10 protein-coding genes are annotated in these 14,016 nt (G+C 50.2%); 7 read left to right on the top strand and 3 right to left on the bottom strand.

Translation table 11 applies throughout. From position 1 onward, the window contains the following. Positions 1-6 precede the first annotated feature (6 nt). The 5 genes from rarA to dmsC all read left to right on the top strand — a co-directional run bounded on the left by rarA (position 7) and on the right by dmsC (position 6,909). Positions 7-1,350, top strand: coding sequence for a replication-associated recombination protein RarA (gene rarA, locus FEK66_RS15445; protein WP_130205287.1), 1,344 nt, complete (start codon positions 7-9; stop codon positions 1,348-1,350). A 90-nt stretch (positions 1,351-1,440) separates the two neighbouring features. After that, the gene (serS, locus tag FEK66_RS15450) at positions 1,441-2,733 is read left to right on the top strand and encodes a serine--tRNA ligase (protein WP_000886683.1); all 1,293 of its coding nucleotides are present in this window, start codon (positions 1,441-1,443) and stop codon (positions 2,731-2,733) included. A 238-nt stretch (positions 2,734-2,971) separates the two neighbouring features. Further along, entirely contained in the window at positions 2,972-5,416 is a 2,445-nt protein-coding gene (gene dmsA / locus FEK66_RS15455) for a dimethylsulfoxide reductase subunit A (RefSeq protein WP_130205289.1), read from the top strand. A gap of 10 nt (positions 5,417-5,426) precedes the next feature. Further along, on the top strand, positions 5,427-6,044 hold the full coding sequence (gene dmsB, locus FEK66_RS15460; RefSeq protein WP_000213094.1) for a dimethylsulfoxide reductase iron-sulfur subunit DmsB: 618 nt from the start codon (positions 5,427-5,429) through the stop codon (positions 6,042-6,044). Position 6,045: 1 nt separating this feature from the next. Then, the gene (gene dmsC, locus FEK66_RS15465; protein ID WP_135493625.1) at positions 6,046-6,909 is read left to right on the top strand and encodes a dimethyl sulfoxide reductase anchor subunit DmsC; all 864 of its coding nucleotides are present in this window, start codon (positions 6,046-6,048) and stop codon (positions 6,907-6,909) included. A 35-nt stretch (positions 6,910-6,944) separates the two neighbouring features. Here the strand turns inward: dmsC and ycaC are convergent, their stop codons facing one another. Beyond that, on the bottom strand, positions 6,945-7,571 hold the full coding sequence (gene ycaC, locus FEK66_RS15470) for an isochorismate family cysteine hydrolase YcaC (RefSeq protein WP_012133028.1): 627 nt from the start codon (positions 7,569-7,571) through the stop codon (positions 6,945-6,947). Between the two features lie 314 nt (positions 7,572-7,885). On the opposite strand from ycaC, the gene FEK66_RS15475 reads away from it, so the two are divergent. Both FEK66_RS15475 and FEK66_RS15480 read left to right on the top strand, forming a co-directional pair. Further along, positions 7,886-9,034: an MFS transporter gene (locus tag FEK66_RS15475; RefSeq protein WP_130205293.1), complete on the top strand. Its 1,149-nt coding sequence runs from the start codon at positions 7,886-7,888 to the stop codon at positions 9,032-9,034. 210 nt (positions 9,035-9,244) lie between these two features. Continuing rightward, positions 9,245-10,675: an amino acid permease gene (locus tag FEK66_RS15480; protein ID WP_130260772.1), complete on the top strand. Its 1,431-nt coding sequence runs from the start codon at positions 9,245-9,247 to the stop codon at positions 10,673-10,675. 78 nt (positions 10,676-10,753) lie between these two features. Here FEK66_RS15480 and pflA read toward each other — a convergent pair whose 3' ends face one another. Further along, the gene (gene pflA, locus FEK66_RS15485) at positions 10,754-11,494 is read right to left on the bottom strand and encodes a pyruvate formate lyase 1-activating protein (RefSeq protein ID WP_000111043.1); all 741 of its coding nucleotides are present in this window, start codon (positions 11,492-11,494) and stop codon (positions 10,754-10,756) included. A 191-nt stretch (positions 11,495-11,685) separates the two neighbouring features. Further along, entirely contained in the window at positions 11,686-13,968 is a 2,283-nt protein-coding gene (pflB, locus tag FEK66_RS15490; RefSeq protein ID WP_001292820.1) for a formate C-acetyltransferase, read from the bottom strand. Positions 13,969-14,016 lie beyond the last annotated feature (48 nt).

Raw genomic sequence — 14,016 nt, forward strand, 5'->3', positions numbered from 1 at the left:
ACCTGAGTGAGCAATCTGTCGCTCGATTTTTCGGATAATACTTTTCAACCTCTGGCCGCACGTATGCGGCCAGAAAATTTAGCACAGTATATTGGCCAGCAACATTTGCTGGCTGCGGGGAAGCCGTTGCCGCGCGCTATCGAAGCCGGACATCTGCATTCCATGATCCTCTGGGGGCCGCCAGGTACCGGTAAAACTACCCTTGCCGAAGTGATCGCCCGCTATGCAAATGCTGATGTGGAACGTATTTCTGCTGTCACTTCTGGCGTGAAAGAAATTCGCGAAGCGATAGAGCGCGCGCGGCAAAACCGCAATGCCGGTCGCCGTACCATTTTGTTTGTCGATGAAGTGCATCGCTTTAATAAAAGCCAACAGGATGCGTTTCTGCCACACATTGAAGATGGCACCATCACGTTTATTGGTGCAACCACTGAAAACCCGTCGTTTGAGCTTAATTCGGCGCTGCTTTCCCGTGCTCGTGTCTATTTGCTCAAATCCCTGACCACCGAGGATATAGAGCAAGTACTGACTCAGGCGATGGAAGACAAAACCCGCGGCTACGGTGGGCAGGATATTGTTCTGCCAGATGAAACACGCCGCGCGATTGCTGAACTGGTGAATGGCGACGCGCGCCGGGCGTTAAATACGCTGGAAATGATGGCGGATATGGCCGAAGTCGATGACAGCGGCAAACGTGTCCTGAAGCCTGAGTTACTCACCGAAATTGCTGGTGAGCGTAGCGCTCGTTTTGATAACAAAGGTGATCGCTTTTACGATCTGATTTCCGCGCTGCATAAATCGGTACGCGGTAGCGCACCTGATGCGGCGCTGTACTGGTATGCGCGGATTATTACTGCGGGCGGTGATCCGTTATATGTCGCACGTCGCTGCCTGGCGATTGCTTCAGAAGATATCGGTAATGCCGATCCGCGGGCAATGCAGGTGGCGATTGCTGCCTGGGATTGCTTTACCCGCGTAGGTCCGGCAGAAGGTGAACGCGCCATTGCCCAGGCGATTGTTTATCTCGCGTGTGCGCCAAAAAGTAACGCTGTCTACACCGCGTTTAAAGCCGCGTTAGCTGATGCCCGTGAACGTCCGGATTATGACGTGCCGGTACACCTGCGTAATGCGCCAACCAAACTGATGAAGGAAATGGGCTACGGGCAGGAATATCGTTACGCCCACGATGAAGCAAACGCTTATGCTGCCGGTGAGGTTTACTTCCCGCCGGAAATAGCACAAACGCGCTATTATTTCCCGACAAACAGAGGCCTTGAAGGCAAGATTGGCGAAAAGCTCGCCTGGCTGGCTGAACAGGATCAAAATAGCCCCATAAAACGCTACCGTTAATGTTATCGTTGCGGTAATGTTGTTACTGTATCCCTGTGGTCGCAGGCTGTGGCCACATCTCCCATTTAATTCGATAAGCACAGGATAAGCATGCTCGATCCCAATCTGCTGCGTAATGAGCCAGACGCAGTCGCTGAAAAACTGGCACGCCGGGGCTTTAAGCTGGATGTAGATAAGCTGGGCGCTCTTGAAGAGCGTCGTAAAGTATTGCAGGTCAAAACGGAAAACCTGCAAGCAGAGCGTAACTCTCGATCGAAATCCATCGGCCAGGCGAAAGCGCGCGGGGAAGATATCGAGCCTTTACGTCTGGAAGTGAACAAACTGGGCGAAGAGCTGGATGCAGCAAAAGCCGAGCTGGATGCTTTACAGGCTGAAATTCGCGATATCGCGCTGACAATCCCTAACCTGCCTGCAGATGAAGTGCCGGTTGGTAAAGATGAAAATGACAACGTTGAAGTCAGCCGCTGGGGTACCCCGCGTGAATTTGACTTCGAAGTTCGTGACCACGTGACGCTGGGTGAAATGCACTCCGGCCTCGACTTTGCGGCAGCGGTTAAGCTGACAGGTTCGCGCTTTGTGGTGATGAAAGGGCAGATCGCTCGCATGCACCGCGCACTGTCGCAGTTTATGCTGGACCTGCACACCGAGCAGCATGGCTATAGCGAAAACTATGTCCCGTACCTGGTTAACCAGGATACGCTGTACGGTACGGGTCAGTTGCCGAAGTTTGCTGGCGATCTGTTCCATACTCGTCCGCTGGAAGAAGAAGCTGATACCAGTAACTACGCGCTGATCCCAACTGCAGAAGTTCCGCTGACCAACCTGGTTCGCGGTGAAATCATCGATGAAGATGATCTGCCGATCAAAATGACCGCTCATACCCCATGCTTCCGTTCTGAAGCCGGTTCTTATGGTCGTGATACCCGTGGTCTGATTCGTATGCACCAGTTCGACAAAGTTGAAATGGTTCAGATCGTGCGTCCGGAAGATTCAATGGCGGCACTTGAAGAGATGACTGGTCATGCGGAAAAAGTCCTGCAACTGCTGGGCCTGCCGTACCGCAAAATCATCCTTTGCACTGGCGACATGGGCTTTGGCGCTTGCAAAACTTACGACCTGGAAGTATGGATCCCGGCGCAGAATACCTACCGCGAGATCTCTTCCTGCTCCAACGTCTGGGATTTCCAGGCGCGTCGTATGCAGGCACGTTGCCGCAGTAAGTCTGACAAGAAAACCCGTCTGGTTCATACCCTGAACGGTTCTGGTCTGGCTGTTGGTCGTACGCTGGTTGCGGTAATGGAAAACTATCAGCAGGCTGATGGTCGTATTGAAGTACCAGAAGTTCTGCGCCCGTATATGAACGGACTGGAATATATCGGCTAATATCCAACTATTCTGAATCTAAAAAGCGCCTGCGGGCGCTTTTTTTATCTCCCTTTGATACCAAACAATAATTACAGCTGACTTAAGCGCAATACTACTTTCGAGTGAAAATCTACCTATCCCGTTGATTTTCAAATTATTCGATGTATACAAACCTATATAGCGCGCCGCTATGAAAATAATTACACAAGACGGTTTGTTACTGGAATCAATCGTAAGCAAGCTTGAGTGAGCCATTATGAAAACGAAAATTCCTGATGCGGTATTGGCTGCTGAGGTGAGTCGCCGTGGTTTGGTAAAAACGACAGCGATCGGCGGCCTGGCGATGGCCAGCAGCGCGTTAACATTACCCTTTAGCCGGATTGCGCACGCTGCTAATAGTGTCGCTCCGGCAAATTCAGACGAAAAGGTGATATGGAGCGCCTGTACTGTTAACTGTGGCAGCCGCTGTCCACTGCGTATGCATGTAGTGGACGGCGAAATCAAATATGTCGAAACGGATAATACCGGGGATGACAATTACGAAGGACTGCACCAGGTGCGCGCGTGCCTGCGTGGGCGTTCTATGCGTCGCCGCGTTTACAATCCCGACCGCCTGAAATATCCGATGAAACGAGTAGGTGCTCGTGGCGAAGGTAAGTTTGAGCGTATTAGTTGGGAAGAAGCCTACGATATCATCGCCATGAATATGCAGCGCCTGATAAAAGAGTACGGTAACGAATCCATCTATCTGAACTATGGTACCGGTACGCTGGGCGGCACCATGACCCGTTCCTGGCCGCCGGGAAATACTCTGGTAGCGCGTTTGATGAACTGCTGCGGCGGTTATCTGAACCATTATGGTGACTACTCCTCGGCGCAAATAGCCGAAGGTTTGAACTATACCTATGGCGGCTGGGCCGATGGCAACAGTCCGTCAGATATCGAAAACAGTAAACTGGTGGTGCTGTTTGGTAACAACCCTGGCGAGACGCGTATGAGCGGCGGCGGGGTGACTTATTACCTGGAGCAGGCGCGGCAAAAATCAAATGCACGTATGATCATTATCGATCCGCGCTATACCGATACGGGCGCCGGACGCGAAGATGAATGGATCCCGATTCGTCCGGGAACAGATGCGGCACTGGTTAACGGTCTGGCGTATGTCATGATCACCGAAAACCTGGTTGATCAGGAATTCCTCGACAAATATTGTGTCGGCTACGACGAAAAAACGTTGCCTGCCAGCGCGCCGAAAAATGGTCACTACAAAGCGTATATTCTGGGTGATGGGCCAGACGGTGTTGCCAAAACACCGGAATGGGCCTCGCAAATTACCGGTATCCCGGCAGATAAAATCATCAAACTTGCTCGTGAAATCGGTAGCACCAAACCGGCATTTATCAGCCAGGGGTGGGGGCCGCAGCGCCATGCCAACGGTGAAATCGCCACGCGTGCCATTTCGATGCTGGCAATCCTCACCGGGAACGTCGGTATTAACGGTGGTAACAGCGGTGCGCGAGAAGGTTCATACAGCTTACCGTTTGTGCGGATGCCTACCCTGGAAAACCCGATTCAGACCAGCATTTCCATGTTTATGTGGACCGATGCCATTGAACGTGGCCCGGAAATGACGGCACTGCGTGACGGTGTGCGCGGGAAAGATAAGCTGGATGTTCCGATCAAGATGATCTGGAACTATGCCGGTAACTGCCTGATTAACCAGCATTCGGAAATCAACCGTACCCATGAAATCCTCCAGGATGATAAGAAGTGTGAGCTGATTGTGGTTATCGACTGCCACATGACCTCATCGGCGAAATATGCTGACATCCTGCTGCCGGACTGCACTGCCTCCGAACAGATGGACTTTGCGCTGGATGCATCCTGCGGGAATATGTCTTACGTGATTTTTAACGATCAGGTGATTAAACCGCGCTTTGAATGTAAGACTATCTACGAGATGACCAGCGAACTGGCAAAACGTCTTGGCGTCGAGCAGCAGTTTACTGAAGGTCGTACCCAGGAAGAGTGGATGCGTCACCTGTATGCCCAGTCGCGCGAAGCGATTCCGGAACTGCCAACCTTTGAAGAGTTCCGCAAACAAGGGATCTTTAAAAAGCGCGATCCGCAAGGGCATCACGTCGCTTACAAAGCCTTCCGTGAAGATCCGCAGGCAAATCCACTGACCACGCCATCGGGCAAAATTGAGATCTATTCACAGGCGCTGGCTGACATTGCCGCCACCTGGGAATTGCCGGAAGGCGATGTGATCGATCCGCTGCCGATCTATACACCGGGCTTTGAAAGTTATCAGGATCCGCTCAACAAACAGTATCCGCTGCAGCTTACGGGGTTCCATTACAAATCTCGTGTTCACTCGACTTACGGTAACGTAGACGTGCTGAAAGCAGCTTGCCGTCAGGAAATGTGGATCAACCCACTTGATGCGCAAAAACGTGGTATCAGCAACGGCGATAAGGTGCGGATCTTTAACGATCGTGGTGAAGTCCATATTGAGGCGAAAGTGACGCCACGAATGATGCCGGGCGTGGTCGCATTGGGCGAAGGTGCCTGGTATGACCCGGATGCGAAACGTGTCGATAAGGGCGGTTGTATTAACGTACTGACCACTCAACGTCCGTCTCCTCTTGCCAAGGGGAATCCATCACATACGAACCTTGTTCAGGTTGAAAAGGTGTAAGGAGTAACCGATGACAACCCAGTATGGATTTTTTATTGATTCCAGCCGTTGCACCGGTTGCAAAACCTGCGAGCTGGCCTGTAAAGACTACAAAGATCTGACGCCGGAAGTTAGTTTCCGCCGCATTTATGAATACGCTGGTGGAGACTGGCAGGAAGATAACGGCGTCTGGCATCAAAACGTATTTGCCTACTATTTGTCGATTTCATGCAACCACTGCGAAGATCCGGCTTGTACCAAAGTCTGCCCAAGCGGTGCGATGCATAAACGTGAAGATGGTTTTGTCGTTGTCGATGAAGATGTGTGTATTGGCTGTCGTTACTGCCATATGGCCTGCCCGTATGGTGCACCGCAGTACAACGCAACCAAAGGTCATATGACCAAATGTGATGGTTGCTATGACCGCGTCGCAGAAGGTAAAAAACCGATCTGCGTCGAATCTTGCCCGCTACGGGCGCTGGATTTCGGACCTATCGACGAGCTGCGTAAAAAACACGGCGATCTGGCGGCTGTTGCGCCGTTGCCGCGTGCGCACTTCACCAAACCGAATATTGTGATTAAACCTAACGCCAATAGCCGCCCAACCGGGGATACCACTGGCTATCTGGCAAACCCGAAGGAGGTGTGAGATGGGAAGTGGATGGCATGAATGGCCGCTGATGATCTTCACGGTCTTCGGGCAATGTGTGGCGGGCGGTTTTATCGTTCTGGCTTTGGCACTGCTCAAAGGTGACCTGCGAGCAGAAGCCCAGCAGCGTGTTATCGCCTGCATGTTTGGCTTATGGGTTCTGATGGGCATTGGGTTTATCGCCTCTATGCTCCATCTTGGCTCACCAATGCGCGCCTTTAACTCGCTTAACCGGGTAGGGGCTTCAGCTCTGAGTAACGAAATCGCCAGCGGTTCGATCTTTTTTGCCGTAGGCGGAATCGGCTGGTTGTTGGCGATGCTGAAAAAATTGTCACCGGCATTACGCACGCTTTGGCTGGTGGTGACGATGGTTCTCGGCGTGGTCTTTGTCTGGATGATGGTGCGTGTCTATAACAGCATCGATACCGTACCGACCTGGTACAGCATCTGGACGCCGATGGGCTTCTTCCTGACCATGTTTATGGGCGGACCGTTGCTGGGTTACCTGTTGCTGAGCCTGGCAGGCGTCGATGGATGGGCGATGCGTCTGTTGCCTGCAATTTCCGTGTTGGCACTGGTGGTGAGTGGTGTGATGTCAGTAATGCAGGGCGCAGAACTGGCTACCATTCATAGTTCAGTGCAACAGGCTGCCGCACTGGTGCCTGACTACGGTGCGCTGATGTCCTGGCGGATTGTGCTTTTGGCCGTGGCACTGTGCTTGTGGATTGCACCGCAGGTGAAAGGCTTTCAGCCTGCGGTGCCTCTGCTTTCCGTATCATTCATCCTGCTTCTTGCAGGGGAATTAATCGGCCGCGGGGTATTCTACGGTTTGTATATGACCGTTGGCATGGCCGTTGCCAGTTAAGGTGTAATAACCGGGGTTTCGGCCCCGGTTATCTCTTATTTCTGTTTCGTTAACGTGTCATAACTGGTCATCAAATTACGATAATCAGGAATGTGGTTAGAGAACAACGTCGCCAGCCCCTCAATATCGTTACGCCAGTCGCGGTGCAGCTCACAAGCCACGCCGAACCATGTCATCAATTGAGCGCCAGCTTGTGACATACGATCCCACGCTGAATGCCGGGTAATCTCGTTAAAGGTTCCAGAAGCGTCGGTTACCACAAAGACATCAAACCCTTCTTCAATAGCCGAAAGCGCCGGGAATGCTACGCAAACCTCGGTTACCACCCCTGCAATAATCAGTTGTTTTTTACCTGTCGCTTTAACTGCTTTGACAAAATCTTCGTTATCCCAGGCGTTAATATTTCCAGGACGCGCAATATAAGGCGCATCCGGAAACTGTGCTTTCAGCTCGGGGACTAATGGGCCGTTTGGGCCGGTTTCAAAACTGGTGGTGAGAATGGTGGGGAGATTGAAATATTTTGCTAAGTCACCCAGCGCCAGCACGTTATTTTTGAATTTGTCGGGGTCAATATCCCGCACAAGGGAAAGCAAACCAGCCTGGTGATCAACTAACAAAACAGCAGCATCATTTTTATCGAGACGAACATACGGTTTGGTCATTCTCTTCTCCTTTCGAGAGTCAGTGATACGCCTGAAAGCGTTCAGGCGCGATGCGTTGCCTTGAAAGCATAGACGGGAAATCTTAGTTTGCTGTGACCATGAAATTTTTCGACTGAACGAAGCGCATGATGTTTGTGTTAGATCAATAAAAACAAGTAGATGAGATTAATTGTCTTTTTATTATTAGTGTTATGAATGAGTAATATCAATCGATAATACAGCCGCTGCGTTATGGGGGTATTTTACCCCATTGACAATGTTTTTAGCGGTGGCATGATGCGCATAAAATTTGAACTTCCTCACGGTTTTTATCCATGTCCACGTATACCCGGCCTGTCATGCTTTTGCTGTCTGGCCTGCTTTTGTTGACCTTAGCGATCGCAGTGTTAAATACACTCGTGCCGCTATGGCTCGCCCAGGAGCACTTGCCCACATGGCAGGTCGGCGTCGTCAGTTCGTCCTATTTTACCGGCAATCTGGTGGGGACTTTACTGACAGGGTATGTCATTAAACGTTTTGGATTTAATCGTAGCTATTACATGGCCTCGTTTATTTTTGCGGCGGGCTGTGCCGGGCTTGGCCTGATGATTGGTTTCTGGAGCTGGTTAACCTGGCGTTTTGTCGCAGGCGTTGGTTGCGCCATGATTTGGGTTGTGGTCGAAAGTGCGCTGATGTGCAGCGGGACCTCACGTAATCGTGGACGACTACTTGCCGCTTATATGATGGTCTATTACGTGGGGACGTTTCTGGGCCAGTTGCTGGTCAGCAAAGTGTCGACTGAGCTGATGGCCGTGTTACCGTGGGCAACGGGTTTGATACTGGCAGGCATCTTACCGTTGTTGTTTACTCGTATTCTGAATCAGCAAACGGAAAAACATCCGGCTACGCCGATTACATCAATGCTTAAACTCCGCCAGGCACGGCTTGGGGTCAATGGCTGCATTATCTCCGGGATTGTCCTGGGCTCTCTGTATGGTCTGATGCCATTATATCTTAACCATCAGGGGATCAATAACGCTAGCATCGGTTTCTGGATGGCTGTACTGGTCAGCGCAGGAATCCTTGGGCAGTGGCCTATTGGGCGTCTGGCGGATAAATTTGGTCGTCTACTGGTACTGCGCGTTCAGGTTTTTGTTGTCATTCTTGGTAGTATTGCAATGTTAAGCCAGGCTGCGATGGCGCCTTCATTGTTTATTCTCGGTGCTGCGGGGTTCACGCTGTATCCAGTAGCGATGGCTTGGGCTTGTGAGAAGGTTGAACATCATCAACTGGTGGCGATGAATCAGGCTTTACTGTTGAGTTATACAGTCGGTAGTCTGCTTGGTCCGTCTTTTACCGCCATACTGATGCAGAATTTTTCCGATAAACTGTTATTTATTATGATTGCCAGTGTGTCATTTATCTACTTGTTGATGCTGCTGCGTAACGCCGGACATACACCAAAACCTGTCGCTCATGTGTAAATGAATTAGTGCAGAGTGTGAACATACTGTATCGCACTCTGTTTTTTTTGTTTCCTCTATACAACTTGCTTTTACCAAATTTCATTTATGGAAAAATAAATTGTGCAGCAGGTTATAATTTTTCATTCCGCTATTTTCGTACTTCTTATTAGCCGCGCATAATCCCTCGTTTTACAGATATCTATTAAAAAAATAGCGAAGGATCGAACTATGGCTGGGAACGTTCAGGAAAAACAGTTGCGCTGGTACAACATTGCACTGATGTCTTTTATTACGGTTTGGGGATTTGGCAATGTTGTTAATAATTATGCCAACCAGGGGTTGGTCGTTGTGTTTTCATGGCTGTTTATATTTGCGCTCTATTTTACACCATATGCATTGATTGTCGGTCAGTTGGGGTCGACTTTTAAAGATGGGAAAGGCGGAGTCAGTACCTGGATTAAACACACAATGGGCCCCGGATTGGCTTATCTTGCCGCGTGGACCTATTGGGTGGTGCATATACCCTATCTGGCACAAAAACCACAGGCCATTCTGATTGCGCTCGGCTGGGCGATGAAAGGTGACGGTTCGTTAATCAAAGAATATTCAGTCGTAGCGTTACAGGGGTTAACGCTGGTGCTGTTTGTCTTCTTTATGTGGATCGCTTCACGTGGTATGAAATCGCTGAAAATCGTCGGTTCTGTGGCAGGGATTGCGATGTTTATCATGTCGCTCCTGTATGTGGCGATGGCAGTAACCGCGCCTGCGATTACTGAAGTGCATATTGCGACCACGAACATTACCTGGGAAACGTTCATTCCCCATATCGATTTTACCTACATTACCACTATTTCAATGCTGGTTTTCGCGGTTGGTGGTGCAGAGAAGATTTCTCCCTACGTTAATCAGACGCGCAACCCAGGAAAAGAATTTCCAAAAGGGATGCTATGCCTGGCGGTGATGGTTGCAGTTTGTGCCATTCTGGGCTCTCTCGCAATGGGGATGATGTTTGACTCGCGTAATATTCCTGATGACTTAATGACTAACGGTCAGTATTACGCTTTTCAGAAGCTGGGCGAGTATTACAACATGGGGAATACCCTAATGGTGATTTACGCCATTGCAAATACCCTGGGACAGGTCGCTGCTCTGGTGTTCTCCATCGATGCTCCTCTGAAAGTGTTATTAGGTGACGCGGATAGTAAATATATTCCTGCCAGATTATGCCGGACCAATGATTCAGGTACACCGGTTAATGGTTATCTACTGACCCTGGTGCTGGTGGCGATTCTGATTATGCTGCCAACACTGGGTATTGGTGACATGAATAATCTCTACAAATGGCTGCTCAATTTGAACTCAGTAGTGATGCCACTGCGTTATTTGTGGGTGTTCGTGGCGTTTATTGCAGTAGTTCGCCTGGCGCAGAAATATAAGCCGGAATATGTCTTTATTCGTAATAAGTCTCTGGCGATGACTGTCGGGATTTGGTGTTTTGCCTTTACTGCTTTTGCCTGTTTGACGGGAATCTTCCCGAAAATGGAAGCCTTCACTGCAGAGTGGACCTTCCAACTAGCGCTGAATATCGCTACACCATTTGTGCTGGTGGGGTTGGGGTTGATATTCCCGCTATTGGCTCGTAAAGCGAATACGAACTAATCATTGTGGTTAGTTCTGCAGAATGAAGCGCGGAATAACAAAGCGGCAACTCAATAAAGTTGCCGCTTTACGGGGAAATTAGAACATTACTTTATGACCATATTGCTCAAGAATACCTTTCACGCGTTCCATGGTCTCTTTCTTCGGTGGTTTCACACCATCGAGTTTGTACTCTTCACCCATCGCCACCCATTTGTGTTTGCCCAGCTCGTGATAGGGGAGAAGCTCGATTTTCTCAACGTTGCCCATATCACGGGTAAATTCACCGAGGCGATGCGCTGAATCGTCATCGTCAGACCAGCCTGGGACAACAACGTAGCGGATCCAGACTTTCACATTTTTGTTCGCCAGATATTTGGCGAACTCCAGCGTACGATGATTGGAAACGCCGACCAGATTCTGGTGGATCTCGTCGTTCATCTGTTTGAGATCGAGCATTACCAGATCGGTCACTTCCAGCAGTTCATCAATCACTGGATCGTAACGACGAACAAAACCGTTGGTGTCCAGGCAGGTATGAATGCCTTCTTTTTTGCAGGCGCGGAACCAGTCACGAACAAATTCAGCTTGCAGGATTGCTTCACCGCCGGATGCGGTAACGCCACCGCCTGAAGCATTCATAAAGTGGCGATAGGTCACCACCTCTTTCATTAAATCTTCAACGGTAACTTCTTTGCCGCCATGCGTGTCCCAGGTGTCGCGGTTATGGCAATACAGGCAGCGCATCAGGCAGCCCTGGAAAAAGGTGATAAAGCGAATACCCGGGCCGTCTACGGTTCCACAGGATTCAAAGGAGTGAATGCGACCAATAACTGACATTGCGGTGTTTCTCCAGATGTGGCCCATCTGAGGCCGTGTTGGTGCGCAGCTCGAAGGCTACGTCGAGTCTGTTTTGGCAGTTACCTTAAAGTATAGATAGCTGACAAAAAAGGCTCTCTTGCTAAAAAAGGCCCCACTTTCGTGGAGCCTTTATTGTACGCTTTTTACTGTACGATTTCAGTCAAATCTAATTACATAGATTGAGTGAAGGTACGAGTAATAACGTCCTGCTGCTGCTCTTTAGTCAGCGAGTTGAAACGTACTGCGTAGCCAGATACACGGATGGTCAGCTGCGGATATTTTTCCGGGTTTTCCATCGCGTCGAGCAGCATTTCACGGTTCATCACGTTAACGTTCAGGTGCTGACCACCTTCGATGGACGCTTCGTGGTGGAAGTAACCATCCATCAGACCAGCCAGGTTGGTCTTACGAACTTCGTCGTCTTTACCCAGTGCGTTCGGAACGATAGAGAAGGTGTAAGAGATACCATCTTTAGCGTAAGCGAACGGCAGTTTAGCAACGGAAGTCAGGGAAGCTACAGCACCTTTCTGGTCACGGCCGTGCATCGGGTTAGCACCCGGTCCGAACGGCGCGCCAGCACGACGACCGTCTGGGGTGTTACCGGTTTTCTTACCATACACAACGTTAGAAGTGATGGTCAGAACAGACTGAGTCGGGATAGCGTCACGGTAGGTGTGCAGTTTCTGAATTTTCTTCATGAAACGTTCTACCAGGTCAACAGCCAGGTCATCTACACGCGGATCGTTGTTACCAAACTGCGGGTATTCGCCTTCGATTTCGAAGTCGATAGCCAGACCGTCTTCGTCACGAATCGGTTTAACTTTCGCATATTTGATTGCAGACAGGGAGTCAGCAGCAACGGACAGACCAGCGATACCACACGCCATGGTGCGGATAACGTCACGGTCGTGCAGCGCCATCAGAGAGGCTTCGTAGCTGTACTTGTCGTGCATGTAGTGGATGATGTTCAGTGCAGTGATGTACTGTTTAGCCAGCCAGTCCATGAAGTGATCCATGCGCTCCATCACTTCATCGTAGTTCAGGAGGTCGCCTTTGATCGGTTCAGACTTCGGACCAACCTGCATTTTCAGTTTTTCGTCAACGCCGCCGTTGATTGCGTACAGCATGGTTTTCGCCAGGTTTGCACGCGCACCGAAGAACTGCATTTGTTTACCAACGATCATCGGGCTTACGCAGCAAGCGATAGCGTAGTCATCGTTGTTGAAGTCCGGACGCATCAGATCATCGTTCTCGTACTGCAGAGAAGAGGTGTCGATGGACACTTTAGCGGCGAATTTCTTGAAGTTCAGCGGCAGTTTTTCAGACCACAGAATGGTCATGTTCGGTTCCGGAGACGGACCCATGGTGTACAGGGTGTTCAGGAAACGGAAGCTGTTTTTGGTAACCAGGGTACGACCGTCGAGGCCCATACCACCGATAGATTCGGTTGCCCAGATCGGGTCGCCAGAGAACAGTTCATCGTACTCCGGAGTACGCAGGAAGCGAACCATACGCAGTTTCATGACCAGGTGGTCAACCATTTCCTGCGCTTCTTGTTCGGTGATCTTGCCAGCTTTCAGGTCACGTTCGATGTACACATCCAGGAAGGTGGAGGTACGACCGAAGGACATTGCAGCACCGTTCTGAGACTTAACAGCAGCCAGGTAGCCGAAGTAAGTCCACTGGATAGCTTCCTGAGCGTTGGTAGCCGGACCAGAAATGTCGTAGCCGTATTTCGCAGCCATTTCTTTCATCTGACCCAGAGCGCGGTGCTGTTCAGCGATTTCTTCGCGCAGACGGATAGTCTGTTCCAGGTTTACGCCGTTTTCCAGATCAGCCTGCAGAGAGGTGAACTGTGCCAGTTTGTCTTTCATCAGGTAGTCGATACCGTACAGCGCAACGCGACGGTAGTCACCGATGATACGACCACGGCCATATGCATCTGGCAGACCGGTCAGAACACCAGATTTACGGCAACGCAGGATGTCCGGAGTGTAAACGTCGAACACGCCCTGGTTGTGAGTTTTACGGTATTCAGTGAAGATTTTTTTGATCATCGGATCCAGTTCGCGGTTGTACGCTTTGCAGGAACCTTCGATCATTTTGATACCACCGAACGGGATAAGAGCACGTTTCAGCGGAGCTTCAGTCTGCAGACCAACGATTTTCTCAAGCTGCTTGTTGATGTAGCCAGCGTCGTGAGAGGTGATGGTGGAAGCAACAGCGGTGTCAAAGTCAACTGGCGCGTGAGTGCGGTTTTCCAGTTTAACGCCTTCCATTACTTTGTCCCACAGGGTGGTGGTCGCTTCAGTAGCGCCAGCCAGGAAGGACTCGTCACCCTCGTACGGAGTGTAGTTTTTCTGAATGAAGTCACGGACGTTTACTTCATTCTGCCAGTCACCTTTGGTAAAACCTTCCCAGGCTGTGGCTAACTTTTCATTAAGCTCGGACATGTAACACCTACCTTCTTAAGTGGATTTTTTATTTACTACGTACTTCGA

It is taken from the genome of Escherichia sp. E1130, assembly GCF_005781065.1.
In the GTDB taxonomy this organism is placed as follows: domain Bacteria; phylum Pseudomonadota; class Gammaproteobacteria; order Enterobacterales; family Enterobacteriaceae; genus Escherichia.